The organism is Pseudomonas sp. ChxA, from assembly GCF_030263855.1.
GTDB lineage: Bacteria > Pseudomonadota > Gammaproteobacteria > Pseudomonadales > Pseudomonadaceae > Aquipseudomonas > Aquipseudomonas fluorescens_CB.
Genome location: NZ_JARPMK010000002.1, coordinates 1,023,528 through 1,049,418, shown reverse-complemented (window position 1 = coordinate 1,049,418; position 25,891 = coordinate 1,023,528). Strand labels below are relative to the sequence as shown.

The window sequence follows — 25,891 nt, the reverse complement described above, 5'->3', positions numbered from 1 at the left end:
GCGACGATTCGACGAGCCAGCTCCCACATGTTGACTGCGCACATTCTTCAGGCGTATTGCGCGGCCGCATAGCCGGAAGCCCAGGCCCACTGGAAGTTGAACCCACCGAGGTGACCGGTCACATCCAACACTTCACCAATGAAGTACAAGCCTGGGCTTTTCAGCGATTCCATGGTCTTGGACGACACTTCCCGCGTGTCCACGCCACCCAGCGTTACCTCGGCCGTGCGATAGCCTTCGGTGCCCGCCGGCACCAACTGCCAGCTCGACAGCTTTTGCGCGATGTCGGCCACTTCGGCGTGGGTGTATTGTTTCATCGGCTTGGACACAAACCAGATCTGCGCCAACAGGTTGGCCATCTTCTTGGTGAAGATCTCACCCAGCAGGGTTTTCAGCTCGCTGTTGGGGTGCTCGACCTGTTGCTGTTGCAGCCAGGTGTGGGCGTCGTGATCGGGCAGCAGGTTGATTTCCACCGTGTCGCCGGATTCCCAATACGACGAAATCTGCAGAATCGCCGGGCCACTGAGGCCGCGGTGAGTGAACAGGATGTTCTCGCGAAAGCTCTGGTCATTGCAGCTCACCAGGCAGTCCACGGACGTACCGGACAGCTCGCCACACAGTTCCTTGAGCTGATCGGTGATGGTAAACGGCACCAAACCTGCGCGGGTCGGCAGCAGTTCGTGGCCGAACTGTTTGGCCACCTGGTAACCGAAACCGGTGGCGCCCAGGGTCGGAATCGAAAGGCCGCCGGTGGCGATCACCAGGGATTCGCAGCGCAGTTCGCCCAAGGTGGTTTGCAGTTGATAGCCGCCGTCGACTTTGGCAATTTCCTCGATGGAGGTGTCCAGGTGCAGGCTAACGCCGGTCTGGATGCATTCATCGAGCAGCATGCCGAGGATGTCGCTGGACTTGTTATCGCAGAACAGCTGGCCGAGTTTTTTCTCGTGGTACGGCACGCCGTGCTTGGCCACCAGCCCGATGAAATCCCACTGGGTGTAGCGGGCCAGGGCGGATTTGCAGAAGTGCGCGTTGTGCGAGAGGAAGTTGGCCGGCTCGGTGTACATGTTGGTGAAATTGCAGCGGCCACCGCCGGACATCAGGATCTTTTTGCCGGCCTTGTTGGCGTGGTCGATCAGTATCACCTTGCGCCCACGCCCGGCGGCGGTCAGTGCGCACATCAAGCCTGCGGCGCCGGCGCCAATGATCACAACTTCGGTCGAGCGCAAAACGGTGTCCTCACAAAAGATTGCCTTGGAATGCAATCAAATGTGGGAGCTGGCTTGCCTGCGATGGCTGTAGTGAATTCACCACCGCTATCGCAGCGGTGCGACGATTCGACAAGCCAGCTCCCACATTGATTCGGTTTCCACAGTAAATATGCGTGTTGTTACAAGATCCGCACGCGCAACGAGCGGCCTTTGATCTTGCCGTCATTCAAACGCTGCAACGCCTGCTTGGCGATCCCGCGCTCTACGGCCACGAACGCCTGGAAATCAAAGATCGCGATCTTGCCGACCTGGGCACCCGGAATCCCCGCGTCACCCGTCAGTGCGCCGAGGATGTCGCCTGGGCGCACCTTGTCTTTACGGCCGGCGGCGATGCACAGCGTGCTCATCTGCGGCAGCAACGGGCCGCCGCTTTGCGGCTTGAGGTTGTCCAGTTGGTCCCAGTTCAGCGGCGACTTTTGCAGTTGCTCGATGGCCTGGGCGCGGTGCGCTTCGGACGGTGCCACCAGGCTGATGGCGATGCCGGTCTCACCGGCGCGACCGGTACGGCCCACGCGGTGGATGTGGATTTCCGAGTCACGGGCCAGTTCGACGTTGATCACCATGTCCAGCGAGTCAATGTCCAAACCACGCGCGGCAACGTCAGTGGCAACCAGCACTGAGGTGCTGCGGTTGGCGAACATCGCCAGTACCTGGTCACGGTCGCGCTGCTCCAGGTCGCCATGCAGGCCGACGGCGGAAATGCCCTTGGCGGTCAGGTGATCCACGGTTTCCTGCACTTGCTGCTTGGTAAAGCAGAACGCCACGCACGAGGCCGGGCGGAAGTGCGCCAGTACCTTGGTCACCGCGTCCATGCGCTCTTCCGGCGAGATCTCATAGAAACGCTGCTCGATCTGGTCGTCGGAGTGGAAGGCTTCGGCCTTCACCTGCTGTGGCGCGCGCATGAACTTGGAGGCCAGTTGCTTGATGCTCACCGGGTAGGTGGCCGAAAACAGCAGGGTTTGGCGGCGTGGCGGGGTCTTGCTGATGATGTCTTCGATGGCGTCGTAGAAGCCCATGTCGAGCATACGGTCGGCTTCGTCGAGGATCAGCGTGTTCAGGCCGTCCAGCACCAGCGAACCTTTGCGCAGGTGTTGCTGGATACGGCCTGGCGTGCCGACGATCACGTGGGCACCGTGTTCCAGCGAGGCGATCTGCGGGCCGAGGGACACGCCGCCGCACAGGGTCAGTACCTTGATGTTGTCTTCGGCACGCGCCAGGCGACGGATTTCCTTGGCGACCTGGTCGGCCAGCTCACGCGTCGGGCACATCACCAGCGCCTGGCAGCCGAAGTAACGCGGGTTGATCGGGTTCAACAGGCCGATACCGAAGGCGGCGGTCTTGCCGCTGCCGGTCTTGGCTTGGGCGATCAGGTCCAGCCCCTTGAGGATCACCGGCAAGCTTTGCGCCTGGATCTGCGTCATCTCGACGTAACCCAGCGAGTCGAGGTTAGCCAGCATGGCGGCGGACAGGGGCAAAGTATTAAAAGCGGTGGCGATGGTAGTCACGGGACTGGCTCTGCAAAACAAAATGTCGCGCAGTGTACCAGCCCTGTGGGATTTTCCCTGCAAGTTCTAGACGAGAAACCTGTTAATGCTCAAGGTCGTGCTCGCGGCTGACCACCCGTTTGCCGTCTTTTGGCGACAGTTGCAGGAAGATCGCGGCCGCCAGCATGGCCATGATGCCGACGGTAAGGAAAGTCAGTTGGAACGCGCCCAGTACGCTTTCCACGCCGTCATTGCCCGCTTCGGCAGTAAAGCCGCCGAGCAGGGCACCGGCACAGGCTACGCCCAGGCTCAAGGACAGTTGCGCCACCACCGAGAGCAAACTGTTGCCGCTGCTGGCCTGGGCGTCGTCGAGGTCGATCAGGGTGACGGTGTTCATCGCGGTAAATTGCAGCGAGTTGATCGCGCCCAGCACCGCCAGCATGCACAGCAGCAGCGGGTAGGGCGTGTGTTCGCTGACCAGGCCCATGCTGGCCAGCATGATGCCCAGCGCGAGGGTGTTGCCGGTGAGCACAATGCGATAGCCCAGCCGCTCGATCAGTGGCCGCGCGATGGACTTGGCAAACATCGCCGCCGCCGCCAGCGGCAGCATGCTCATGCCGGCTTCCGAGGGTGAGTAACCCAGTGCCACCTGCAGCAGCAACGGCACCAGAAACGGCAGCGCGCCGCTGCCCAACCGGGCGAACAGGTTGCCGAGGATGCCCACGGCAAAGGTGCGGGTCTTGAACAGCACCGGCGAGAACAGTGGGTTATCGATATGCCCGGCGCGCAGCCAGTACGCGGCCAGGCAGGCGAGCCCGCCGAACAGCAGCAACATCACCCGCAGGTGCGGCAGGTGCAGTTCGCCCAGGCCTTCCATGGCAATGGTGATCAGCACCATCGCCGCGCCAAATAGCACAAACCCCACACTGTCAAAGCGCGTGCGTTCGCTGCCGCGCAAGTCGGGAATGAATTTCCACACGGCGTAGCAACCAACCATGCCCACGGGCAGGTTGATCAGGAAGATCCAGTGCCAGGTCAGGTATTGCACCATCCAGCCGCCCATGGTCGGGCCGAGCAGTGGGCCAAGCAGGCCGGGTATGGTGATGAAACCCATGATGCGCACCAGTTCGGAGCGCGGATAAGCACGCAAGACCACCAGCCGCCCGACCGGCAGCATCAGTGCACCGCCCAAACCCTGGATGACCCGCGCGCCCACCAGCATGGTCAAGCTGCTCGACAAGGCGCACAGCAAGGAGCCGATGCTGAACAGCATGATCGCGCCGAAGAAGATTTTTTTGGTGCCGAAGCGGTCGGCCACCCAGCCCGAAGCCGGGATCAGCAAGGCGACGGTGAGCATGTAGGCGATCACCACCCCTTGCATGCGCAGCGGGTTTTCCGCCAAGTCCCGCGCCATGGCGGGCAGGGCGGTGTTTAGAATCGTCCCGTCCAGCGACTGCATGAAGAAGGCAATCGCTACCACCCAGGGTAGCCAGCGGGCGGTCTTGGCATCGAGAGGGGCGCGATTCGGCATGTGAACCCTTTTATTAGCAGGCTATGTGTCGGCGATTATGCGCCATCCGTCGCCCCTTTTCCCACTGGCGGTTCGTCTAATTCCGACAGGGTTGCGTGCTCTCCCACCAGGAAATCCAACAGCGCACGGTGCACCGCCATGGCCGCTTCGCGCGACTCCAAATCAAGCAAGTGCCCGGTGTGCTCGGCGACCGCAAAGCTGCTGCGGCCGACATAGTGCTTAAAGAACTGGGCCTCGGCCGCCGGCGTGTATTCATCCAGGGCGCCATTGAGAAAGTGCACCGGGGTTTCAATCTGCTTGAGTGCCGGCAGGTAGTTGCCATCGCCCAAGGCCAGCACCTGATGGATATGAAAACGCGCCTGGCGGTATTCGGTGGTGGCCATGCTCGACAGGTGGCGATGGTTGTTGCGCTTGAGGCGCGGCGACAGGTATTTGCCGACGGTCTCGTTGAGCAAGTGGCCGACGGCGGATTTGTCATCGGCCTCGATCAGTACGCGCACGCGCTCCACGTAGTCGAGCATGGCTTGGTTGAGGTTGGGCGCCAGGGCCATCACCACCGAGCTTTCGATGGACGGCGGGTTGTGGGCCAGGGTCAGCAAGGTGGAGATACCGCCCCAGGAGGCCGACACCAGATGGTTGACCTCGAAGCGCTCCACCAGCGCGCGCAAGATTTGCACCTCGTCGTCCTTGGTTACAAGGTCGAGGTCGGTGTTGTGCTCGCGCGAATAGCCGGAGAACGGCAGGTCGAACAGCAGCACATTGAAATGCTCCGCCAGGCATTTGCTGGTCCGTGCGAACGAGCGTGTGGTGGACAGCGCGCCGTTGACCATCAAGACAGTCTTTTTTCCCGAATCGTTTCCTAGCTGCTCAACATGCACGTTGTAGTGTTTGAACAGCTTCTCTATGACAAAACTTCCATGGTTCATGCCAACGCTCCAGCTTGCCCTTCCCGGGCAAGGTCGTGCTCTCGTGGGGTAGGTGGCGGGATGCCACTAACCGTTATAACGAGGTTTTTTGCGGGCGACAACAGGCCGCACGGGGAGAAGTGTCAGATAGGATTTTGCGGTAGGAAGGGATGAAACGAGGTGTCTGAAATCAATACAAGCCTATGTGGGAACAGGCTTGTATTGGGAGCAGGTCTGTTTGGGAACTGGCCTATGTGGGAGCTGGCCTATGTGGGATCAGGCTTATGTGGGAGCTGGCTTGCCTGCGATGGCATCACTGCAGTGTGGCTGACACACCGAGGTGACTGCATCGCAGGCAAGCCAGCTCCCACACAAGCCGTCCCCCACGCAAGCCCGCTCCCACAGGGAGTTGTATTTACAGAGTGAGCGTCAGGCGCTTGACCAGCGCACCCGGCAGCAGGTTGGACGAGGTATTGCGCTGGCTGTAGGTGCTCGCCGACAGCAGCAGTTCTCGCTCAGCAGTCAGCGCTTCCAGCTGCGAACCGAGCAGGCTGTAGACACTGTCGTCAAAGCGCATGGTGCTGACCGGCGCCTTGATCTCACCGTCTTCGACCCAAAAGGTGGCGAAGCGCGTCATGCCGGTCAGGCGTGCCGCCGGCAAGTCCGAGTAGTTCAAGTACCACAGGTTGCTGATGAACAAGCCAGTGCCCAATTGCTTGAGGATATCGGCCTGGGCCAGGCTGCCGGCGGCCATCTGCAAGGCGCTGGGCGACTCGTCGCTGCTGGCGCCGTTGGTACTCAGCCCATACTCGGCCGCGCTGCGCGAGTTGATCAACTGGCCTTCGGCTTTGCCGGCGTTGATCAGGGGGACGTCGCCGCGTGGGTAGCCTTCGGTGGAAAACGCCTGGCTCAACGAGCCACTGATCTGTTCGTCGACCTTCACCAGCGGGCTTAACGACTGCTCACCCGTATAGAGCTTTTGCAAGCAACTGCCTTTGCTGGCGATGGCCTGGGCGGAAAACCCGCCCCAGGTGACGATGCTGAAGATTTCTTCCAGCGCCGCCGGGGCGAGGTAGGCGCGGTACTGGCCGGTAGGCAGCTTATGCAGCGGGCGGCCGAGGAATTCCAGCTGTTCACGCGCCCGCAGGAAACGCTCAGTGAACTCGACGCTGTCCCAAGTGTGCCCGGCGTAGCTGGCCTTCACTGCTTCGCCGTTGGCGTGGAACAGGCTGAAATCGAAGTTGAAACTATTGGCCTGGTGCCAGCCGAACGCGCCGTCGGAACTGGCAAAGCCACGGCTGATTGGGCCGGCAGCGTAGAAGCCGACCAGGTCCACACCTTCGGCGGCCTGGCTGATATCTGCCAGCACCTGGGCCAGCTCCGGCAGCGGTCGCAGTTGTTCGTTGTGGTTTTGCCAGGCGTTATGGTTCAGCAGCAGGTACGGATCCTGCGGCAACAATGGCAGGGTTTCGCGCAGTTGTTGCAGGCCATCGGCGAGGCGCTGGCGATCCAGCTCCGGCTCGCCCGCCAAGGTGATGCCGAGGTCGGCGTGGCGGCCATCGTTGATCAGCTTGAGGTTGAGGCTGGCCTGTTGTACCTGCCCGGCTTGGCGCACCTTGGCGTGGTTGAAACGCACAAACTCGGACGACTCGTCAGCGTAGCCCAAGTGAAAGTGTTCCTTGTCGGTGACGGCTTGCTTGAGCCAGTCCACCAGTGCCTTGAAGTTGTTCATCAGGCATCTCCCCCAAACACGTCGATATCACTGAACACACAGGCAGGTGACGCGTGGCCCACGCGGATCACCTGGTTGGGTTCGCCTTTGCCGCAGTTGGGCGTGCCTAAAACCTGGAAGGTACTGGCGTCGCCGACGGCGCTGAGGTTGCGCCAGAACTGCGCGGAGATGGCGCGGTAGTTGGGGTTTTTGACCACGCCCTTGAGTTCGCCGTTTTCGATCAACTGGCCCCATTCGCAGCCGAACTGGAATTTATTGCGCGCGTCATCAATGGACCAGGAGCGGTTGGTACTCATCAGAATGCCGTGCTCGATGCCGCTGACCAGTTCGGCCTGGGTCTTGTCGCCGGCCTCGATGTTGAGGTTGGCCATGCGGTCAATGGGTGGGCGATTCCAGCCGCACGCGCGGCTGTTGGCCACGCCTGGCAGGCTCGCGCGAAATTGCGACAGCGCGCCGCCCAAGGGACGGAGCAGCAGGCCATCGCGGATCAGGAATTGTTTGCTGGCAGCCGTGCCATCGTCGTCATGCCCGTAGCTGGCGAGCTGTTCGGGGATGTCCGGGTCGAAGGTCACGTTGAGCAACGGCGAGCCGTATTGCAGGTGGCCGAAGTCGCTGGCCTTCACAAAGCTGGTGCCGGCGTAGTTACGCTCATCGCCCAGGATGCGATCCAGTTCCAGCGGATGGCCGATGGACTCGTGGATCTGCAGGATCATCTGGTCAGGCATCAGCAGCAGGTCGCGTGGGCCGTGGGGCGTGTTCGGCGCCAGCAGCAGTTGCAGGGCTTCGTCGGCGACTGTGCGGGCGGCGCCGGCCAGGCCGAAGCGGCGAATCACGTTCGCACTGCCTTGCTGGCCGAAGTTGGTGCCGCCCAGGGTACGGGTCTGGCTGTCGTTGCCGTCGAACGCGGTGACGCTCAGGCCCGGAAAGACAAAACGCTGGGCCTGGCGCAGTTCGGCACCGGCGCTGTTGAGGTAGATCTGCTCAACGTGGGTGGTGCCCAGGCTGACTTCCCAACTGACCAGGCGCTCATCCTTGGGCACGCTGGCGGACTCATCGCCGAGCAGTTGGTAGCAGTCGCTCAGGGATGGGAAGGGCTGGTCGAGGTCGGGCGACAAATAGTCGGCCACGTCGCTGGAGACCTGTTGTGTATGCAAGTCGAGCAGGGCGTGGGGCGAAATCTGCCGGGCTTGCTGCTCGGCGCGCTCAAGGGCGGCTTGCAGGCCGGCGAGGGAAATATCGTTAGTTGCGGCGTAGGCTTCCACGCCATTGAGACGCACGGTGAGCATCGCGCCCTCGTCGTGGCTCAGGTGCGGCGGCTCGGCGACGTTCTTGCGTACCGACAGGTACTGGCCGGATTCGCGCACATAACGCAGCGAGAAAAATTCGGCGCGGGTGCGCAGAGCACTGAAGTGCTGCTTGAGGGTGGGTTGTTTGTCGAACATGGGGCCTTCCTTGTGGGCGGCTCATCGCGGGCAGGCAACAGAGTAGGCCTGGGGCGGGGAGCTGATCAAGGAAAGCTGATCACCCGTGGCGAGGGAGCTTGCTCCCGCTGGGCTGCGTAGCGGCCCCAAAATCCTGGGAGTGCTTCGCACTCCAGCGCGAGCAAGCTCGCTCGCCACAGAGGTATCGGTTACTGCGCGGTCGGGCCGACTAGGTGATCAATCACCGGTGGCGAGGGAGCTTGCTCCCGCTGGGCTGCGTAGCGGCCCCAAAATCCTGGGAGCGCTTCGCACTCCAGCGCGAGCAAGCTCGCTCGCCACAGAGGTATCGGTTACTGCGCGGTAGGGCCGACTGGGTGATCAATCACCGGTGGCGAGGGAGCTTGCTCCCGCTGGGCTGCGTAGCGGGCCCAAAATCCTGGGAGCGCTTCGCACTCCAGCGCGAGCAAGCTCGCTCGCCACAGGGGTATCGGTTACTGCGCGGTCGGGCCGACTAGGTGATCAATCACCTGTGGCGAGGGAGCTTGCTCCCGCTGGGCTGCGTAGCGGGCCCAAAATCCTGGGAGCGCTTTGCACTCCAGCGCGAGCAAGCTCGCTCGCCACAGAGGTATCAGTTACTGCGCGGTAGGGTCGACTAGGTGATCAATCACCCATGGCGAGGGAGCTTGCTCCCGCTGGGCTGCGTAGCGGCCCCAAAATCCTGGGAGCGCTTCGCACTCCAGCGCGAGCAAGCTCGCTCGCCACAGAGGTATCAGTTACTGCGCGGTAGGGTCGACTAGGTGATCAATCACCCATGGCGAGGGAGCTTGCTCCCGCTGGGCTGCGTAGCGGCCCCAAAATCCTGGGAGCGCTTCGCACTCCAGCGCGAGCAAGCTCGCTCGCCACAGAGGTATCGGTTACTGCGCGGTCGGGTCGACTAGGTGATCAATCACCGGTGGCGAGGGAGCTTGCTCCCGCTGGGCTGCGTAGCGGCCCCAAAATCCTGGGAGCGCTTCGCACTCCAGCGCGAGCAAGCTCGCTCGCCACAGAGGTATCGGTTACTGCGCGGTCGGGCCGACTTCACGCATCGGCTTGCCACGCACCGGCGCATCGCCTGCCACGTAGTAGTCGGCAGTGCTGCGCGGCAGTGGCTGGCGGCCACGGATCTTGTCGGCGATTTTCTCGGCGATCATGATCGTCGGCGCGTTGAGGTTGCCGGTGGTGATGATCGGCATGATCGACGCATCCACAACACGCAGACCCTGCATGCCATGCACGCGGCCTTCGGCATCCACTACAGCCATCTCGTCGGTGCCCATTTTGCACGAGCAGGACGGGTGGAACGCAGTCTCGGCGTGCTCGCGGATGAACTTGTCCAACTGCTCATCGGTTTGCACCTCAATACCCGGGCTGATTTCACGGCCACGGTATTGGTCCAGCGCCGGCTGCTGCATGATTTCACGGGTCAGGCGGATGCCGTCACGGAATTCCTGCCAGTCCTGCTCGGTGGCCATGTAGTTGAAGAGGATGCTCGGGTAGTCCCGTGGGTTCTTCGACTTCAATTGCACGCGGCCACGGCTTGGCGAACGCATGGAACCCATGTGTGCTTGGAAACCGTGCTCTTTCACACCATTGCTGCCGTTGTAGTTAATTGCCACCGGCAGGAAGTGGTACTGAATGTTCGGCCAATCGAATTCTTCACGGGTGCGGATAAAACCGCCCGCTTCGAACTGGTTGCTGGCGCCGATGCCGGTGCCATTGAACAGCCACTCGGCACCGATGGCCGGCTGGTTGTACCAGAGCAGCGATGGGTACAGCGACACTGGCTGAGTGCAGGCGTATTGCAGGTACAGCTCAAGGTGATCCTGCAGGTTTTCGCCGACGCCGGGCAGGTCGTGGACCACCGGGATGTCGAGGCTTTCCAGCAGTTTGGCCGGGCCCACACCGGAGCGTTGCAGCAGTTGCGGCGAAGCGATTGCGCCGCTGCACACCAGTACTTCTTTACGCGCACGGGCTTCAACACGCTCTTCAGCCGCGCCGATCAGGTAACGCACGCCCACGGCACGCTTGCCTTCAAACAACACTTTGTCGGTGAGGGCGTGGGTGACGATGGTCAGGGTCGAGCGCTTCTTGGCCGTGTCCAGGTAACCGCGTGCGGTGCTGGCGCGACGGCCTTTAGGCGTGACGGTACGGTCCATCGGGCCGAAGCCTTCTTGCTGGTAGCCGTTCAGGTCGTCGGTACGTGGGTAACCGGCCTGTACACCGGCTTCAACCATAGCGTGGAACAACGGGTTGTTGCCGGCTTTAGGCGTGGTCACGCTGACCGGGCCGTCGCCACCGTGGTAGTCGTTGGGGCCGATGTCGCGGGTTTCGGCTTTACGGAAATACGGCAGGCAGTCGAGGTAGGTCCAGTTTTCCAGACCTGGCAGCTTCGACCAGTTGTCGTAGTCCAGGGCGTTGCCACGGATGTAGCACATGCCGTTGATCAGCGAAGAACCGCCCAGGCCTTTGCCGCGACCGCATTCCATCCGACGGCCGTCCATGTGTGGCTCTGGGTCGGTTTCGTAGGCCCAGTTGTAGCGACGGCCTTGCAGCGGGAACGCCTGTGCGGCCGGCATTTGGGTACGGAAGTCAAAACGGTAGTCCGGGCCGCCGGCTTCCAGCAGCAGGACGGTGACGCCTTCGTCTTCGGTCAGACGGGTCGCCAGGGTGTTACCGGCGGAGCCGGCACCCACAATGATGTAATCGTATTCTTGGGACATAAATGCACCCTCATATAAGTGGTTCAAGCTGCTTTTGTGGCGAGGGAGCTTGCTCCCGCTCGACTGCGTAGCAGTCGCAAAACCAGCGAACGAGTTCGGTCTGGAGAACTGCGGGGCCTGGGATGGGGCTGCTGCGCAGCCCAACGGGAGCAAGCTCCCTCGCCACAAAGGCGACTCCCAGGCGCCTGTGGTTTAGAACACCGAGGCGTAGTCGCCCAGCTCAACCTGTACCGATTTGATGCGGGTGAAGTTGTTCAGCGAACTGATGCCGTTCTCACGGCCAACGCCCGACTGCTTGTAGCCGCCAACCGGCATCTTGGCGTCGGATTCGCCCCAGGCGTTGATCCAGCAAATACCCGCTTCCAGCTGATGAATCACGCGGTGGGCGCGGTTCAGGTCCTTGGTCACCAAACCTGCGGCCAGGCCGAAGTCGGTGTCGTTGGCGCGGCGGATCACTTCTTCTTCGGTCTCGTAAGTGAGGATGCTCATTACTGGGCCAAAGATTTCTTCACGGACGATGGTCATCTCGTCAGTGCAGTCGGTGAACACAGTCGGAGCCACGTAGGCGCCTTTGGCGAATTCGCCGTCGGTGAGGCGGTCGCCGCCGCACAGTACGCGGGCGCCTTCTTCCTTACCTTTGGCGATGTAGCCGAGCACGCTTTCCATGTGGGCGAAGCTGACCAGCGGGCCGAAGTTGGTGTTCTCGTCTTGCGGGTTGCCAACGCGAATGCGCGCAACGCGCTCAACGATCTTGGCTTCGAACGCCGCTTGCAGGTGCTTGGGTACGAACACGCGAGTACCGTTGGTGCAGACCTGACCGGAGCTGTAGAAGTTGGCCATCATGGCGATGTCGGCGGCGCGATCGAGGTCGGCATCTTCGAACACGATCAGCGGCGATTTGCCACCCAGTTCCATGGTCACTTCTTTGAGCGAGGAACTCGAAGCGCTGGCCATGACTTTTTTGCCGGTGTCGGTGCCGCCGGTGAACGAGACTTTCTCGATGCGCGGGTGCTCGGTCAGCCAGGTGCCGACTTCGCGGCCGCTGCCGGTCAACACGTTGAACACACCGGCTGGAACGCCAGCTTCGGTGTAGATCTCGGCCAGTTTCAGGGTGGTCAGCGAAGTGACTTCGCTTGGCTTGAAGATCATTGCGTTACCCGCCGCCAGGGCCGGTGCGGATTTCCACAGGGCGATCTGGATCGGGTAGTTCCACGCGCCGATACCGGCTACTACGCCCAGCGGTTCGCGGCGGGTGTAGACGAACGAAGTGTCGCGCAGTGGGATCTGCTCGCCTTCGATGGCTGGCACCAGGCCTGCGTAGTATTCCAGCACGTCGGCGCCGGTGACGATGTCGACGTATTGGGTTTCGGAGAAGGCTTTACCGGTGTCCAGGGTTTCCAGGGCGGCCAGCTCATCGTTGCGCTCGCGCAGGATGTCGACGGCACGACGCAGGATGCGCGAACGCTCCATGGCGGTCATGGCAGCCCAGATTTTCTGGCCTTTTTCGGCGCTGACCACGGCACGTTCCACATCTTCCTTGGTGGCGCGTTGCACTTGGGCGAGAACTTCACCGTTAGCCGGGTTGATGGCTTCGAAGGTGGCATCGCTGCCAGCGTCGCTGTAGCCGCCGTCAATGTAGAGTTTTTGCAGTTCGAAACGGGCCATAAAGTCCTCGCAAGTGCATAAGTGGTTGGCGTTACCCGCCGAAAGTGGGCCATGGGGTTGTGGCAACACTGAGCGGCAGACGTTCAGGGGTTGAGCGTTTATGTGTGCTCTAACTCACCTGCTTGGCCAATTGGAAATCCATGTATTCGTAAGCGATCCGTTGCGCCTGCTCCGTGTCGAAAGCGTCTCCCGACAGGGCGCCGCGCAACCACAAACCGTCGATCAGGGCCGCCAGGCCTCGGGCTGCTTTGCGTGCGTGCGGCAGCGGTAGCACTCGGCGGAACTGGCAGCACAGGTTGGAATACAGACGTTGATCGTTGATCCGCTGCAACCTGTGCAATGACGGGTGGTGCATGCTGGTGGCCCAGAAGGCCAGCCAGGTTTTCATTGCCGGTCCGTTGACCTGGCTGGCGTCGAAGTTGCCCTCGATGATCACCCGAAGGTGCGCCCGTGGGCTGTCGTCTTTCAACGCTTGCCTGCGTTCGTGGACGTTCTCGATCAGCACATTCATCAAGTACCGCATCGTCGCGGCAATCAGGCCGTTCTTGTCCTGAAAGTAGTGACTGATGATGCCGTTCGAAACGCCGGCCAAACGGGCGATCAGCGCAATGCTGGCATCTCCCATTCCAACCTGATCGATGGCCGTCAAGGTGGCTTCGATCAACTGCTGGCGGCGTATGGGTTGCATACCGACCTTGGGCATGTAGCACCTCTCCTTAGGCCTGCCGTTGGGCGTTAAACGTCCGTCGGCTTGATGGCCAGTCTATTTTGTTTTGATTGAACGTTCAATCAACAAAGAATAAGATCTGCGACAAATGGTCGCTGCCTACAGATTTTTCCTACCTGTGAGCAACGTCCTCTGACACCTGCAAAAACCCTTGAAACAGGCCGTATCAGGGCCTGGCCACTGCCTCGGCGTGGCTCAAGAATTTTCGGGGTGTCTTTATAACACCCGTCCGTCGACTGCCGAAAAATCGATGTCCCGGGATAACCGTTGCCTTGTGTTTCTCTCTCGCACTGCCCGGAGCATCTGCGCCATGAGTTCTGCCTCTCTTATAAAGACCCCGCCGGAAAAGGTCAGGGTCAACGGTTGGGTGTTCTACACCTCCACCGCGCTCATTCTGTTGTTGACCGCCATTTTGATCATCGCCCCGCAGGAGGCCGGGCGCATGCTCGGCGTAGCCCAGGCGTGGCTGTCGAAAAGCTTCGGCTGGTATTACATGGTGGTCATCGCTGCCTACCTGGTGTTTGTGGTCGGCCTGGCGTTTTCGTCCTACGGTAAATTGAAACTGGGCAGCAAGGACGACACCCCGGACTTCAGCTACGGCGCCTGGGCCGGCATGTTGTTCTCGTCGGGCATCGGCATCTCGCTGCTGTACTTCGGCGCTTCCGAGCCTTTGGACCACTACTTCAACCCGCCCGAAGGTGCCGCCGCCAGCAATGGCGCAGCCCGCCAGGCGTTGCAGTTGACGTTCCTGCACTGGGGCCTGCACGGCTGGGCGATTTATGCGCTGGTCGGCCTGGCCGTGGCGTACTTCGCGTACCGTCATAACCAGCCGCTGGCCTTGCGTTCGGCGCTGTACCCGCTGGTGGGCGAGCGTTGGGTCAAAGGCGCAGCCGGCCACGCGGTGGACGGTTTCGGCATGTTCGTGACCCTGCTGGGCCTGGTGACGAACCTGGGGATTGGTTCGATGCAAGTGTCGTCGGGGCTTGAAAACCTGTTCGGCATGCAGCACAGCAACACCAACCTGCTGATCGTTATCATCGTGATGAGCACCGTGGCGACCATCGCTGCCGTGTCGGGTGTGGAAAACGGCATTCGCCGCCTGTCCAACCTCAACATCGTGCTGTTCAGCGGCTTGCTGATCTTTGTGCTGTTGTTCGGCCCGACCTTGCACCTGCTCAATGGCCTGGTGCAGAACACCGGTGACTACCTCAACGGCATCATCCTGAAAACTTTCGACCTGTATGTGTACGAAGGCGACGCCGACAAGACCGAGCGCTGGATGGGCCTGTGGACCCTGTTCTACTGGGCCTGGTGGATTTCCTGGGCGCCATTTGTAGGCATGTTCATCGCGCGTATCTCGCGTGGTCGTACCGTGCGTGAGCTGGTGGCCGGCGTGCTGCTGATCCCGCTGGGCTTCACCCTGGCGTGGTTGTCGATCTTCGGTAACTCGGCGCTGGACCTGGTGCTGAACCACGGTGCAGTGGAATTGGGCAAGACGGCGCTGGAGCAACCGTCCATGGCCATCTACCAATTGCTTGAGCATTACCCGGCGTCGAAAATCGTGATTGGCGTGTCGATCTTCGTGGGCTTTGTGCTGTTCCTGACCCCGGCGGATTCGGGCGCGGTGATGATGGCCAACCTTTCGTGCAAGGGCGGCAATGTGGATGAAGATGCGCCGCACTGGCTGCGGATCTTCTGGTCGGTGGTGATCACCCTGGTGACCATCGGCCTGCTGTTCGCGGGTAACTTCGAAGCCATGCAAACCATGGTAGTGCTGGCGGGGCTGCCGTTCTCGGTGGTGCTGATTTTGTTTATGTTCGGTTTGCACAAGGCGATGCGCCAGGATGTGGCCATCGAACAGGAGCAGGCGCAATTGGCCGAGCGTGGCCGTCGTGGTTTCAGCGAGCGTTTGACCGCGCTGGACCTGCAACCGAGCCAGGGCACCGTACAGCGCTTTATGGACAAGCACGTTACGCCGGCGTTGGAAGAAGCGGCGATTGCGCTGCGTGACCAAGGGCTGGAAGTGCAGACCTTGTTGGGTAAATCCAAGCGCTGCATCGGTGTGCGCATCGAGATGGAAGAGGGCAACCCGTTTGTCTATGAAGTGAGCCTGGATGCTTACTCCTCGGCACCGAGCGACCTGCCCGAAGAAGAGCGCACCCGTTACTACCGGGCCGAGGTCTACCTGCACAACGGACCTCAGGAATATGACCTGATGGGCTTTGCCCAGGAACAGATCACCCGGGACGTGCTCGATCAGTTTGAAAGCCATCGGCAGCTCCTTGGCCGTGTCTATAGCTGATAGTTGAGCCGAGCGGCGCCGTCACTGGCGCCGCTTTTTCAAGCGTGGAATGGGGTCAAATGTGGGAGCTGGCTTGCCTGCGATAGCGGTGGTGAATTCACTAAAGCTATCGCAGGCAAGCCAGCTCCCACATTGACTCAGTTTCTTCAGTTGGTTTTGCGGTGCCGACTAGCCCAGGTTCTTGCCCAGCAGGGCATGGTACAGCTCGCTATCCCCCAATATCCCCACCACCTGGTTGTTGTTATGCAACACCAGCTTGTTCCCCGTGTGGTAGCGAATCTGCAACGCATCGCGCATGCCGATATTGGAATCCACCAGCGTCGGCACGCGGCCCAAACCTTCCACCGCTTGCCCCGGCGCCCAGTTCTGCAGGTTCAACGGCGTGCCGTTCTGGCGTGCGCCCTTGATCACATTGCCTTCGGCCAGGTCCAGCCACGAATCGCCGCCCGGGTCCAGGCTGATGGAGCCGTTGACGTGGGTGCAGTTCTCTACGGTACGCATCAGGCTGCGGCCGCACAGCACGTTCAGCGGGTTGGTATGGGCGACGAAGGTGCGCACATAGTCGTCCGCCGGGTTCAGCACGATTTCTTCCGGCACGCTGTACTGGATGATCTTGCCGTCTTTCATGATCGCGATGCGGCTGCCCAACTTCAGCGCCTCATCGAGGTCGTGGCTCACGAACACGATGGTCTTGCTCAGCTTGCGTTGCAGCTCCAGCAATTCGTCTTGCAGGCCTTGGCGGATCAGCGGGTCGAGGGCCGAGAAGGGTTCGTCCATCAGCAGGATATCGGCGTCCATCGCCAGGGCGCGGGCCAGGCCGACGCGCTGCTGCATGCCGCCGGACAGCTCGTCGGGCTTCTTGTTGCGCCATTGGGCGAGGCCCACCAGCTCAAGTTTTTCATCCACCAGCGCGCGCCGTTCTTTCTCTGGGCGGCCCTGCATCTCAAGGCCGAAGCTGATGTTTTCGCGCACGGTCAGCCACGGCATCAGTGCGAACTTCTGGAACACCATGGCGATGCGCTTGGTGCGCATCATTTTCAGCTCGGCCGGCGTGCACGAAGCGATGTCGATCTGGCGACCTTCATGCTCTACAAACAGCTGGCCACGGCTCACGGTGTTGAGGCCGTTGATGCAGCGCAGCAAGCTTGATTTGCCGGAGCCGGACAGCCCCATCAGCACGCAGATCTCACCTTTCTCAACGTCCAGGCTGGCTTTTTCAACGCCGACGATCTGCCCGGTCTTTTTCAGGATCTCGTTACGGCTCATGCCCTGGTCCAGCAGCTTGAGCGCTTCGCGTGGGTCTTTGGAGAAGATCACGTCGACATTGTCGAATCGGATAATGCTCATGCATCACCCCCTACTTTGGCGTCGGGTTGTTTGCAGATGCGGTCGAGCATGATGGCCAGCAATACGATTGCCAGGCCGGCTTCAAAGCCTAGGGCGATGTCAGCGGTGTTGAGTGCGTTGACCACCGGCTTGCCGAGGCCGTCGGCGCCCACCAGGGCCGCGATCACCACCATCGACAACGACAGCATGATGCATTGGGTAATGCCGGCGGCAATGCTCGGCATGGCGTGGGGCAGTTCAATGCGTGAGAGCAACTGACGGCGCGAGCAGCCAAAGGCCTTGCCGGCGTCCATCAACTCTTGCGGTACATCGCGGATGCCCAGGTAGGTCAGGCGGATAGGCGCGGCAATCGCGAACACCACCGTGGAGATCAAACCAGGCACCACACCCAGCCCGAAGAGGGTCAGGGTAGGGATGAGGTAGACGAAGGTCGGTACGGTCTGCATCAGATCGAGCACCGGCCGCATCATGGTGTAGAACAGCGGTTTGTGTGCGGCAACAATGCCCAGCGGCACACCGATAACCACGCAGACCAGGGTGGCGAACAACACCTGCGCGAGGGTTTCCATGGTTTCCTGCCAGTACCCCAGGTTGAGGATCAGCAGGAAGGAGGCGATGACAAACACCGTCAGGCCCCATTTACGTTGAATAAAGTGAGCCAGCAGCGCAATCAGACCGATCAATGCCAGCGGATTGAACCAGGTCAGCGCGAACGTCACGCCGTGGATCATCGTTTCCAGGGTCGATGCGATTGCGTCGAAGTAGTTGGCGCCATGTTGGGTCAACCATTCGACGAAGGCAGCGATGTACTGGCCTAGTGGGATTTTATGTTCAGTCAGCATGGTAGTGAATGTCCACATGCGAAGGGAAAACATCCCAGGCCAGCGCACCGGCCTGGGGTCAGCGGTGATTACTTGGCGAGGTACGCTTTAACGGCCTCCAGACCCGGTTTGCCATCGACAGTGGTCACACCTGCAAGCCAAGTGTCGAGCACTTGCGGGTTGGCTTTGAGCCAGGCTTTGGCGGCTGCGTCGGGTTTTTGTTTGTCGTCGAGGACTTTACCCATCAGGGTGCTTTCCATGTTCAGGGTGAACGACAGGTTTTTCAGCAACTGACCGACGTTGCTGCATTCCTGGGTGTAGCCCTTGCGAACGTTGGTGTAGATGGTGGCCTGGCCGTAGTTGGGGCCGAACGAATCGTCACCGCCGGTCAGGTACTTCATCTTGAAGCGGGTGTTCATCGGGTGCGGTTCCCAGCCGAGGAACACGATGGCCTGGTCGCGCTTGGTGGCGCGTTCCACTTGCGAGAGCATCCCGGCTTCGCTGGACTCCACCACTTTGAAGCCTGCGGTTTTCAGGCCGAAGGCGTCTTTGTCGATGAGGGTTTGAATGGTGCGGTTGCCGTCGTTACCCGGCTCGATGCCGTAGATCTTGCCGCCCAGTTCATCCTTGAATTTGACGATATCGGCGAAGTCTTTCAGGCCTTTGTTATACAGCGCCTCGGGTACGGCCAGGGTGTACTTGGCGTTCTCCAGGTTGGCGCGCACGGTTTCCACGGTGCCGGCATCACGGTACTGCTTGATGTCGTTTTCCATGGTCGGCATCCAGTTGCCGAGGAAGATGTCCATGTTCTTGCCGTCGGCCAGCGACTTGTAGGTCACCGGTACCGAGATCATCGTTGTGCGTGGCTTGTAGCCCAAGCCCTTGAGCACTTCACTGGTGGTTGCGGTGGTGACGGTGATGTCGGTCCAGCCGACATCGGAGAAGTTGACGGTCTGACATTGTGCCGGTTCTGCAGCGTGCGCCAGGGCTGGCAGACTCAACATGGCGGCCAACAACAACGAGGGTGAACCTTTCATCTGGGTAGACTCCTGTGTCTTTTTTCTGGCGGCATTTGCCGCGCTTTATAAGTGTTGCGGTTGGGGCGTGCTTCAAGCTGACGGCACGATGCCTTGCAAACGAGTCGAGACTGATCATGTACCAGTGAAAATCTGACGCCTACAGGGGGCGTCGTATCCAGTACAGGGATGGTCGTATCCAGTGTCGGTGACGTCGCTTACAGATTTTTTCAACGGCAAAACTGCTGTTTTAAACGATCTGCACCGCTAAAAACGGCCAAAACGCCCGTTCGTGCCAGGGCGGCGCTGCTGAGCATGGTTACGTCGGTGTGAGACGCCGTGAGGGGCAACAAAAGCTTGATGATGCCGCTATTCGGGCGAGTTCAGCGTAGCAGGTCGCCCGTGCCCATCGAGGAGTTTCACGGCAATGGCTATCAGTGTTTTCGACCTGTTCAAGATCGGCATCGGGCCTTCGAGTTCTCACACCGTCGGCCCCATGCGCGCCGCAGCGTTGTTCGTTCAGCACTTGCGTGAACGTGGAATGTTGGAACAAGTACGTCGCGTTGAAGTTCAGCTCTATGGTTCGTTGTCGGCCACCGGCATCGGCCACGGCAGCGACACCGCTACTATCATGGGCTTGATGGGCGAATGGCCGGACGCAATTGACCCGTCGCAGATCGGCCTGCGCATTCACACCCTGCGTGAGACCGGCACGCTGTTGCTCGACGGGCGTTTGCCGGTGCCCTTTATCTGGGCGCGCGACATGCGCCTGCTCGACGAAAACCTGCCATTCCACCCCAACGCCATGACCCTGGTGGTGTTCGGTGATGAGGGCGAGCTGCACCGCGACACCTACTATTCGGTCGGCGGCGGTTTTGTGGTGGATGAGGCCCAGGCGCAAAGCGGCGTGGCGGACATGGACCGCACCGAGCTGCCGTATGATTTTTCCAGTGCGGTGGAGCTGTTGCAGCTGTGCAAGACCCACAACCTGCGCGTTGCCGAATTGATGCTGGCCAACGAAAAAACCTGGCGCAGCGAAGAAGAAATCCGCAGCGGCCTGATGAAACTCTGGCGCGCCATGCAGGACTGCGTGGAGCAGGGCCTCAAGCACGAAGGCATCCTGCCCGGCGGCCTGAATGTGCGTCGTCGCGCGGCCAAGCTGCACCGCAGTTTGCAGGAGTTGGGCAAACCGAATGTGATCGGCTCAACCTTGAGTGCCATGGAATGGGTCAACCTGTTCGCCTTGGCAGTCAATGAAGAAAACGCCGCCGGTGGGCGCATGGTCACCGCACCCACCAATGGCGCAGCGGGGATTATTCCGGCGGTGCTGCACTACTTTATGAAGTTCAGCGAAGAGGTCACTGAAGCCAACGTGGTCGACTATTTGCTCGGGGCTGCGGCGGTCGGGATTCTGTGCAAGAAGAACGCCTCGATCTCCGGCGCCGAAGTCGGCTGCCAGGGCGAAGTCGGTTCTGCTTGCGCCATGGCGGCTGCGGGACTGGCCGAGATCCTCGGCGCCACGCCGGAGCAACTGTGCAACGCTGCCGAAATTGGCCTGGAACATAACCTCGGCCTGACCTGCGACCCGGTCGGTGGGCTGGTGCAAGTGCCGTGCATCGAGCGTAATGCGATCGCGGCGGTGAAGGCGATCAACGCGGCGCAAATGGCGCTGCGCGGTGATGGCCAGCACTTTATTTCCCTGGACCGGGTGATCCGCACCATGCGCGATACCGGCGCGGATATGCATGACAAGTACAAAGAGACCTCACGGGGTGGCTTGGCGGTCAGCGCAGTAGAGTGTTGATTCAGTGATACCGCCATCGCAGGCAAGCCAGCTCCCACATTTGGAATGCATTCTCCTGTGGGAGCTGGCTTGCCTGCGATAGCGGTAGTTGCAGCACCACTGCGCATAAAGTGAACACCCGGATCCAAAAGCGCCACCTTTTAGCGCGTCGCAAATAGATAAGTAGCTTGCGAACGATTCCGCGCCCCACCACCCGTCACCCGTGCGTGCGGTGACAGACTTTCCCTACGCCCGCAAAGCGCCTTCCCACAAGTGCTACCGATCTGCTCACACCCCTTGAGCAGGGCCGGTCTTACGTCGATTTCGGGCCATATCCCGCACTCCCCGCGCGGGCTTATATAGACGCGTCATCAGGTCGTTTTTAGGAGTTATTGGACGGCCATTCAATTTTAGGCATGGCATTTGCTCTATCCATTTAAAGCCTCGCTTCTTGCTGGAGACGAGCGCAATAACAAGAGCCTCGCCTGAGGCCATCACCCGCTTTGTGTGAGGAGATACCGCGATGACGTCGTTCAACTCAGGGGCTCAACCCCAGAACCGTGCGCCTCAATCCATCGGCTTTTTGCTGCTGGACAATTTCACGCTGATTTCCCTGGCGTCGGCAGTGGAACCGCTGCGCATGGCCAACCAGCTGTCCGGCCGCGAGCTGTATCGCTGGACGACCCTGAGTGTCGACGGAAGCCAGGTGTGGGCCAGCGACGGTCTGCAAATCACCCCCGATGCCTCCATGCACAAAGCCCCGGCCCTGGACACCATCATCGTCTGCGGCGGCGTGGGTATCCAGCGCACCGTGACCCGTGAGCATGTGTCGTGGCTGCAAGCCCAGGCGCGTCAGTCGCGCCGTCTTGGCGCGGTCTGCACCGGCAGTTGGGCCTTGGCCTGCGCCGGTTTGCTCGATGGCTTTGATTGCAGCGTGCACTGGGAATGCCTGGCCTCGATGCAGGAAGCTTTCCCGCGTGTGGCCATGAGCACGCGCCTGTTCACCCTCGACCGTAACCGCTTTACCAGCTCGGGCGGCACCGCGCCGCTGGACATGATGCTGCACCTGATCAGCCGCGACCACGGCCGTGAATTGTCGGCCGCCATCTCCGAGATGTTTGTGTACGAACGCATCCGCAATGAACAGGATCACCAGCGTGTGCCGCTCAAGCATATGCTCGGCACCAACCAGCCGAAGCTGCAGGAAATCGTCGCGCTGATGGAAGCCAACCTCGAAGAGCCGATCGACCTGGATGAGCTGGCGGTCTATGTCGCCGTGTCGCGCCGCCAGCTGGAGCGGCTGTTCCAGAAATACCTGCACTGCTCGCCGTCGCGTTACTACCTCAAATTGCGCCTGATCCGTGCGCGGCAGTTGCTCAAGCAAACGCCGATGTCGATCATCGAAGTGGCCTCGGTGTGCGGGTTTGTGTCCACGCCGCACTTCTCCAAGTGCTACCGCGAATACTTTGGCATTCCGCCACGCGATGAGCGCGTAGGTTCCAACACCACCCAGCAAGTGGCGATGATGCCGATTCCGCAGGCGCTGGTATTGTCACCGTTGTCGGGGCCGATGTCGGCGTTGAGCCAGGCGCGTAATGAGTCGACTTTCGCGAGTGTAAGGCTCTAGACCGAGGTGGCTGCATTCGCGAGCAAGCCCGCTCCCACATTCGACTGCATTTCAAAGATGGAACTCGGTCAAATGTGGGAGCGGGCTTGCTCGCGAATGCGATCTATCAGGCGCCAGAACTCTGCTTGAACTGCACCAAAGCCGGCAACAACTGCTTGTCGATCGCCTGGCGCACAGCCGGCAATATCGTCGCGCTGCCGGTGTACATCTGCTCCACCATGCCCTTTAGCGCCTTGGCGCGTGCGGCGCTCAACCCGCGCACCGCGCACTCGCAAGCCTGTTCGGCGCTGGCGCCGCTGGATACCTCAAAACCCAGCGAGCGCAGTTGGCTCAGCAGGTCATCCTGGTCAATCAAGTCCGCGTGCATCATGACGTTTATCCTGGTGTAGGGAGCGGGGTTGATTGGGATTCTGGTAGGCCCTCGGCCGGTCGGCAAGGGCAGAATCCACGAATGGCTCAGATGGCTATGAACAGGTCGTTTTCGGGTCATTTACCGATTGCAGTAATAGGCACACTGAAGGCCAGGCACGCACCTTGAAGGTTTGGTCACCCTCGGGATGTCACGCTCACACCAAGCACTCTGCCCCGATCCAGTCACGGCTGGCCCGGGGCTTTTTTTGGCTGGGGTTTGTGGTGGCTGTGCTGGCCTTTTCGCGAGCAAGCCCGCTCCCACATTTGACTGCATTCCAACTTTGGAACTCGGTCAAATGTGGGAGCTGGCTTGCCTGCGATGGCCGCACCGCGGTCTACCGCTGCAACACCAGAATCCTTGAGAGCAACTCATCCCGATCAATGTAGCAACCCTGAAAATGCCGCGCCCCCGAAGCCGGGTCAAACGCATTGCGCGCATGCAAAGTGCGGCGGTTATCAAAGCACCACAGTTCACCCGGATTCAGGCGCTTGACCAGGCGGAAGCGGTCTTCGCGCGTCATCGCAATAAAGCACCGATACGCCCGGTACAACAACGGCATCTGCTCCACGCTGGCCTCAAACGGCCCACGCAAAAAGTTGGCCATGCGAATCTCTGCCACATCGCCCAAGGCATCCAGCGCAATAATCGGTGCCAGGCGGCGATAGTCGCTGTGCCGGTCTTTATTGCGAAACTCCACGGGGGTTTCACACAGTGCACGAAACGCCTCGGGATCTTCGCTGCGCAGCGCCTGGGCGATGGCAAACCCGTCGACAAAAATGCTCTCGCCACCATCGGCATCGTTCACCAGGCAATGCAGAAACTGCAGCCCCGGTTGCAGCTCCCGTGTCGGCAAATCACTGTGCAGCGGCAGGTTGAAAGCGGTGTAGGCGTTACTGTCGGCATCGGCCTTGGATTGCACGTTGAATAGCACGCCAAAATTGCTCTCGCGAATAAACGAAATGCGCTTGGCGATCAGCGCCAGAGAGCCTGGCTCGGTGGGCACGCCACGGATTTGCGTAAGGCCGCAGTCACGCACGGCCAACAGCCATTGCAGCAGGGCTTTGGGGTCTTGCATCACCGCAGAGTATTCAAATAAGGGCAGCTCGAATGCGCTGTCCCACAATTGCGACTTGGGTTTGGCCGCACGGCGTTCGGCGCGCGATTGGTCGTCATAGGCGTGGGCGCGCAACCAGCCAGGGTCGTACTGGCTGCGATGGCCGCCGTGCCACTCCACACTCAGAAAACCTTGATCGATGCGCGCGCTGACGGCGCGCAGATGCTCGTCCACATCGACAATTTCCAGCACCTGCTCGCGGGTCACGCTGTACACGCATGCGCTGCACGGGCAGTTATCGCGCAGCCACTGATGATGAAACGGGCTGACACGCCCATCGGCCCACCGCACGCGAATCTGATCGTCCAGCACCTGCGCCTCGGCAAGGTCGCAGATCTTCGGGTAAGTACGGAAATCGGCAACAGCGGTGGCGGTTTGCATATGCGCTCCTTGTTATTTTTTAGGCGGTAATCCAATCACTCGGCCCAGCAAGGCAGGGCGCGGCAGGTCGGCCTGTTCGGCGCTGATGGCGATGAGTTTGTCCAGCGTGGCCTCGGTAAACGGCGCCGAATGCGGCCCCGCCAGATCGACGTGCAGCAGCATCTGTTCGTTGCCGGCCAGTTCCTTCGCATCGCCCACAAGGTGCAGGCTGTGATAGAGGTGCAACCGCTTGGCGTCGTGGGCGATCAGTTGGGTGTGCACCTCCACCTCGGCGCCGAGTTTTACTTCGTGCAGGTAGTTGAGGTGCAGTTCCAGGGTGAACAGCGAGTGGCCGCTGGCTTCGCGGTTTTCGCTGTCCAGCCCGAGGGTGTCCATCAGCGCGTCGGTGGCGTAGCTGAAGATCAGCAGGTAGAACGCATCACGCAGGTGGCCGTTGTAGTCGACCCAGTCGGGCTGGATGTGGGTGGTGTAAGTCGTGAGCGCAGGCATGGTGTGGATTCCGAAAATGTACTCGGTCAATTGTGGGAGCTGGCTTGCCTGCGATGGCAATGGTGGATCTTGCATCGCCATCGCAGGTAAGCCAGCTCCCACAGTGATCAACAGCGGTTATTCAGCGAAAGTCATACCGTGTTTTTCCTTAGTAGTCTTCACCGCCTCAAGCACCGCCAGCAGGCAATCATCACGATAGCGCTCCAGCGCCGAAATGCTGTGCTTACCCAGCTGATCACTGGTGCCATCGACCACATCATCAATCAACTTGTCGGTCAGCTCCGGTGCAGGCAAATACGTCCACGGCAACTGCAACGCCGGGCCGAACTGGGCCATGAAGTGCCGCATGCCGGCATCGCCGCCCGCGAGGGTGTAAGTCAGGAATGTGCCCATGAACGACCAACGCAAACCAGCGCCAAAACGAATCGCATCGTCGATTTCACCGGTGGTCGCCACGCCATCATTGACCAGGTGCAACGCCTCACGCCACAGCGCTTCGAGCAAACGGTCGGCGATAAACCCTGGCACTTCCTTACGCACATGCAGCGGGCGCATGCCGAGGGATTCATACACCTTGATCGCTGCTTGAATCGCCTCCGGTGCGGTGTTTTTACCGCCCACCACTTCCACCAGTGGCAGCAGGTAAACCGGGTTGAACGGGTGGCCGACCACACAGCGTTCCGGGTGGGTTGAACCCTCGTAGAATTCACTCGGCAACAGGCCCGAGGTGCTGGAGCCGATCAGTGCGTTCGGCTTGGCGGCCGCGCTGATCTTGCTGTGCAATTCCAGCTTCAGCTCCAGGCGTTCCGGGGCGCTTTCCTGGATGAAGTCGGCGTCTTTCACGCATTCTTCAATGGTGGCGACAAAGCGCAGGCGGTCCTGGGAGGCGCCTGGTGCCAGGCCTTGTTTCTCCAAGGCGCCCCAGGCGTTGGCGACGCGTTTGCGCAGGGCCGCTTCAGCGCCAGGCGCCGGGTCCCAGGCGACCACATCCAGGCCGTGGGCCAGGGCGCGGGATACCCAGCCGCTGCCGATAACGCCGCTGCCGAGGGCGGCGAAGGTTTTGATTTCGGTGATAAAGCTCATGTCGACAATCCCTGAATAATTCGG

19 protein-coding genes are annotated in these 25,891 nt (G+C 60.7%); 3 read left to right on the top strand and 16 right to left on the bottom strand.

All coding sequences use genetic code 11. The features are described 5' to 3' along the window. Positions 1 to 47: 47 nt before the first annotated feature. The 9 genes from P5706_RS30555 to betI form a co-directional block, all read right to left on the bottom strand. Complete coding sequence (locus tag P5706_RS30555) at positions 48 to 1,226, bottom strand: BaiN/RdsA family NAD(P)/FAD-dependent oxidoreductase (protein ID WP_285684062.1); 1,179 nt, start codon at positions 1,224 to 1,226, stop codon at positions 48 to 50. 161 nt (positions 1,227 to 1,387) lie between these two features. Further along, positions 1,388 to 2,725, bottom strand: coding sequence for an ATP-dependent RNA helicase DbpA (dbpA, locus tag P5706_RS30550; RefSeq protein ID WP_232626477.1), 1,338 nt, complete (start codon positions 2,723 to 2,725; stop codon positions 1,388 to 1,390). A gap of 130 nt (positions 2,726 to 2,855) precedes the next feature. Continuing rightward, positions 2,856 to 4,283, bottom strand: a complete 1,428-nt coding sequence (gene mdtD / locus P5706_RS30545; RefSeq protein WP_285684060.1) for a multidrug transporter subunit MdtD — start codon at positions 4,281 to 4,283, stop codon at positions 2,856 to 2,858. A gap of 35 nt (positions 4,284 to 4,318) precedes the next feature. After that, the gene (locus tag P5706_RS30540; RefSeq protein ID WP_285684058.1) at positions 4,319 to 5,209 is read right to left on the bottom strand and encodes an alpha/beta fold hydrolase; all 891 of its coding nucleotides are present in this window, start codon (positions 5,207 to 5,209) and stop codon (positions 4,319 to 4,321) included. Between the two features lie 394 nt (positions 5,210 to 5,603). Continuing rightward, positions 5,604 to 6,920 carry a TldD/PmbA family protein gene (locus P5706_RS30535; protein WP_285684056.1) on the bottom strand — a complete coding sequence of 439 codons (1,317 nt, stop codon included), beginning with the start codon at positions 6,918 to 6,920 and terminating at the stop codon, positions 5,604 to 5,606. Beyond that, positions 6,920 to 8,362 (bottom strand): TldD/PmbA family protein, encoded by a 1,443-nt coding sequence (locus P5706_RS30530; RefSeq protein ID WP_285684054.1) that lies wholly within the window; start codon positions 8,360 to 8,362, stop codon positions 6,920 to 6,922. The genes P5706_RS30535 and P5706_RS30530 overlap by 1 nt, the downstream gene beginning before the upstream one ends. Positions 8,363 to 9,396: 1,034 nt before the next feature. Beyond that, entirely contained in the window at positions 9,397 to 11,100 is a 1,704-nt protein-coding gene (gene betA / locus P5706_RS30525; RefSeq protein WP_285684052.1) for a choline dehydrogenase, read from the bottom strand. Between the two features lie 192 nt (positions 11,101 to 11,292). Next, complete coding sequence (gene betB / locus P5706_RS30520) at positions 11,293 to 12,765, bottom strand: betaine-aldehyde dehydrogenase (RefSeq protein WP_017139377.1); 1,473 nt, start codon at positions 12,763 to 12,765, stop codon at positions 11,293 to 11,295. Between the two features lie 109 nt (positions 12,766 to 12,874). Continuing rightward, positions 12,875 to 13,468 (bottom strand): transcriptional regulator BetI, encoded by a 594-nt coding sequence (betI, locus tag P5706_RS30515; protein WP_145157581.1) that lies wholly within the window; start codon positions 13,466 to 13,468, stop codon positions 12,875 to 12,877. 391 nt (positions 13,469 to 13,859) lie between these two features. Between betI and P5706_RS30510 the strand changes: the two genes are divergently transcribed. Beyond that, entirely contained in the window at positions 13,860 to 15,794 is a 1,935-nt protein-coding gene (locus P5706_RS30510) for a BCCT family transporter (RefSeq protein ID WP_285684938.1), read from the top strand. Between the two features lie 168 nt (positions 15,795 to 15,962). On the opposite strand, the gene choV is transcribed toward P5706_RS30510, so the two are convergent. From choV to P5706_RS30495, 3 genes are all read right to left on the bottom strand, one after another. Further along, positions 15,963 to 17,141: a choline ABC transporter ATP-binding protein gene (gene choV / locus P5706_RS30505; RefSeq protein ID WP_200430385.1), complete on the bottom strand. Its 1,179-nt coding sequence runs from the start codon at positions 17,139 to 17,141 to the stop codon at positions 15,963 to 15,965. Beyond that, positions 17,138 to 17,983: a choline ABC transporter permease subunit gene (gene choW / locus P5706_RS30500; protein WP_078739495.1), complete on the bottom strand. Its 846-nt coding sequence runs from the start codon at positions 17,981 to 17,983 to the stop codon at positions 17,138 to 17,140. Before choW ends, choV begins: the two co-directional genes overlap by 4 nt. Positions 17,984 to 18,051: 68 nt before the next feature. Next, positions 18,052 to 18,999 carry a choline ABC transporter substrate-binding protein gene (locus P5706_RS30495; protein WP_200430384.1) on the bottom strand — a complete coding sequence of 316 codons (948 nt, stop codon included), beginning with the start codon at positions 18,997 to 18,999 and terminating at the stop codon, positions 18,052 to 18,054. Between the two features lie 406 nt (positions 19,000 to 19,405). On the opposite strand from P5706_RS30495, the gene P5706_RS30490 reads away from it, so the two are divergent. Beyond that, entirely contained in the window at positions 19,406 to 20,782 is a 1,377-nt protein-coding gene (locus tag P5706_RS30490; protein WP_285684041.1) for an L-serine ammonia-lyase, read from the top strand. Positions 20,783 to 21,284: 502 nt separating this feature from the next. Beyond that, positions 21,285 to 22,388: a choline metabolism transcriptional regulator GbdR gene (gene gbdR / locus P5706_RS30485; protein WP_285684039.1), complete on the top strand. Its 1,104-nt coding sequence runs from the start codon at positions 21,285 to 21,287 to the stop codon at positions 22,386 to 22,388. A gap of 106 nt (positions 22,389 to 22,494) precedes the next feature. Here gbdR and P5706_RS30480 read toward each other — a convergent pair whose 3' ends face one another. The 4 genes from P5706_RS30480 to P5706_RS30465 form a co-directional block, all read right to left on the bottom strand. After that, positions 22,495 to 22,758: a hypothetical protein gene (locus P5706_RS30480; protein WP_017139371.1), complete on the bottom strand. Its 264-nt coding sequence runs from the start codon at positions 22,756 to 22,758 to the stop codon at positions 22,495 to 22,497. A gap of 376 nt (positions 22,759 to 23,134) precedes the next feature. Further along, on the bottom strand, positions 23,135 to 24,295 hold the full coding sequence (locus P5706_RS30475; protein ID WP_285684035.1) for a gamma-butyrobetaine dioxygenase: 1,161 nt from the start codon (positions 24,293 to 24,295) through the stop codon (positions 23,135 to 23,137). A 12-nt stretch (positions 24,296 to 24,307) separates the two neighbouring features. Further along, complete coding sequence (locus P5706_RS30470; RefSeq protein ID WP_285684033.1) at positions 24,308 to 24,784, bottom strand: thioesterase family protein; 477 nt, start codon at positions 24,782 to 24,784, stop codon at positions 24,308 to 24,310. Positions 24,785 to 24,901: 117 nt separating this feature from the next. Continuing rightward, complete coding sequence (locus P5706_RS30465; RefSeq protein ID WP_017476440.1) at positions 24,902 to 25,867, bottom strand: L-carnitine dehydrogenase; 966 nt, start codon at positions 25,865 to 25,867, stop codon at positions 24,902 to 24,904. Positions 25,868 to 25,891 lie beyond the last annotated feature (24 nt).

Coding starts and splice junctions, on each gene's coding strand:
- dbpA (WP_232626477.1), bottom strand. CDS start 2,725: ATGCTGGCTAACCTCGACTCGCTGGGTTACGTCGAGATGACGCAGATC.
- mdtD (WP_285684060.1), bottom strand. CDS start 4,283: ATGCCGAATCGCGCCCCTCTCGATGCCAAGACCGCCCGCTGGCTACCC.
- P5706_RS30540 (WP_285684058.1), bottom strand. CDS start 5,209: ATGAACCATGGAAGTTTTGTCATAGAGAAGCTGTTCAAACACTACAAC.
- P5706_RS30535 (WP_285684056.1), bottom strand. CDS start 6,920: ATGAACAACTTCAAGGCACTGGTGGACTGGCTCAAGCAAGCCGTCACC.
- P5706_RS30530 (WP_285684054.1), bottom strand. CDS start 8,362: ATGTTCGACAAACAACCCACCCTCAAGCAGCACTTCAGTGCTCTGCGC.
- betA (WP_285684052.1), bottom strand. CDS start 11,100: ATGTCCCAAGAATACGATTACATCATTGTGGGTGCCGGCTCCGCCGGT.
- betB (WP_017139377.1), bottom strand. CDS start 12,765: ATGGCCCGTTTCGAACTGCAAAAACTCTACATTGACGGCGGCTACAGC.
- betI (WP_145157581.1), bottom strand. CDS start 13,468: ATGCCCAAGGTCGGTATGCAACCCATACGCCGCCAGCAGTTGATCGAA.
- choV (WP_200430385.1), bottom strand. CDS start 17,141: ATGAGCATTATCCGATTCGACAATGTCGACGTGATCTTCTCCAAAGAC.
- choW (WP_078739495.1), bottom strand. CDS start 17,983: ATGCTGACTGAACATAAAATCCCACTAGGCCAGTACATCGCTGCCTTC.
- P5706_RS30495 (WP_200430384.1), bottom strand. CDS start 18,999: ATGAAAGGTTCACCCTCGTTGTTGTTGGCCGCCATGTTGAGTCTGCCA.
- P5706_RS30490 (WP_285684041.1), top strand. CDS start 19,406: ATGGCTATCAGTGTTTTCGACCTGTTCAAGATCGGCATCGGGCCTTCG.
- gbdR (WP_285684039.1), top strand. CDS start 21,285: ATGACGTCGTTCAACTCAGGGGCTCAACCCCAGAACCGTGCGCCTCAA.
- P5706_RS30480 (WP_017139371.1), bottom strand. CDS start 22,758: ATGATGCACGCGGACTTGATTGACCAGGATGACCTGCTGAGCCAACTG.
- P5706_RS30475 (WP_285684035.1), bottom strand. CDS start 24,295: ATGCAAACCGCCACCGCTGTTGCCGATTTCCGTACTTACCCGAAGATC.
- P5706_RS30470 (WP_285684033.1), bottom strand. CDS start 24,784: ATGCCTGCGCTCACGACTTACACCACCCACATCCAGCCCGACTGGGTC.
- P5706_RS30465 (WP_017476440.1), bottom strand. CDS start 25,867: ATGAGCTTTATCACCGAAATCAAAACCTTCGCCGCCCTCGGCAGCGGC.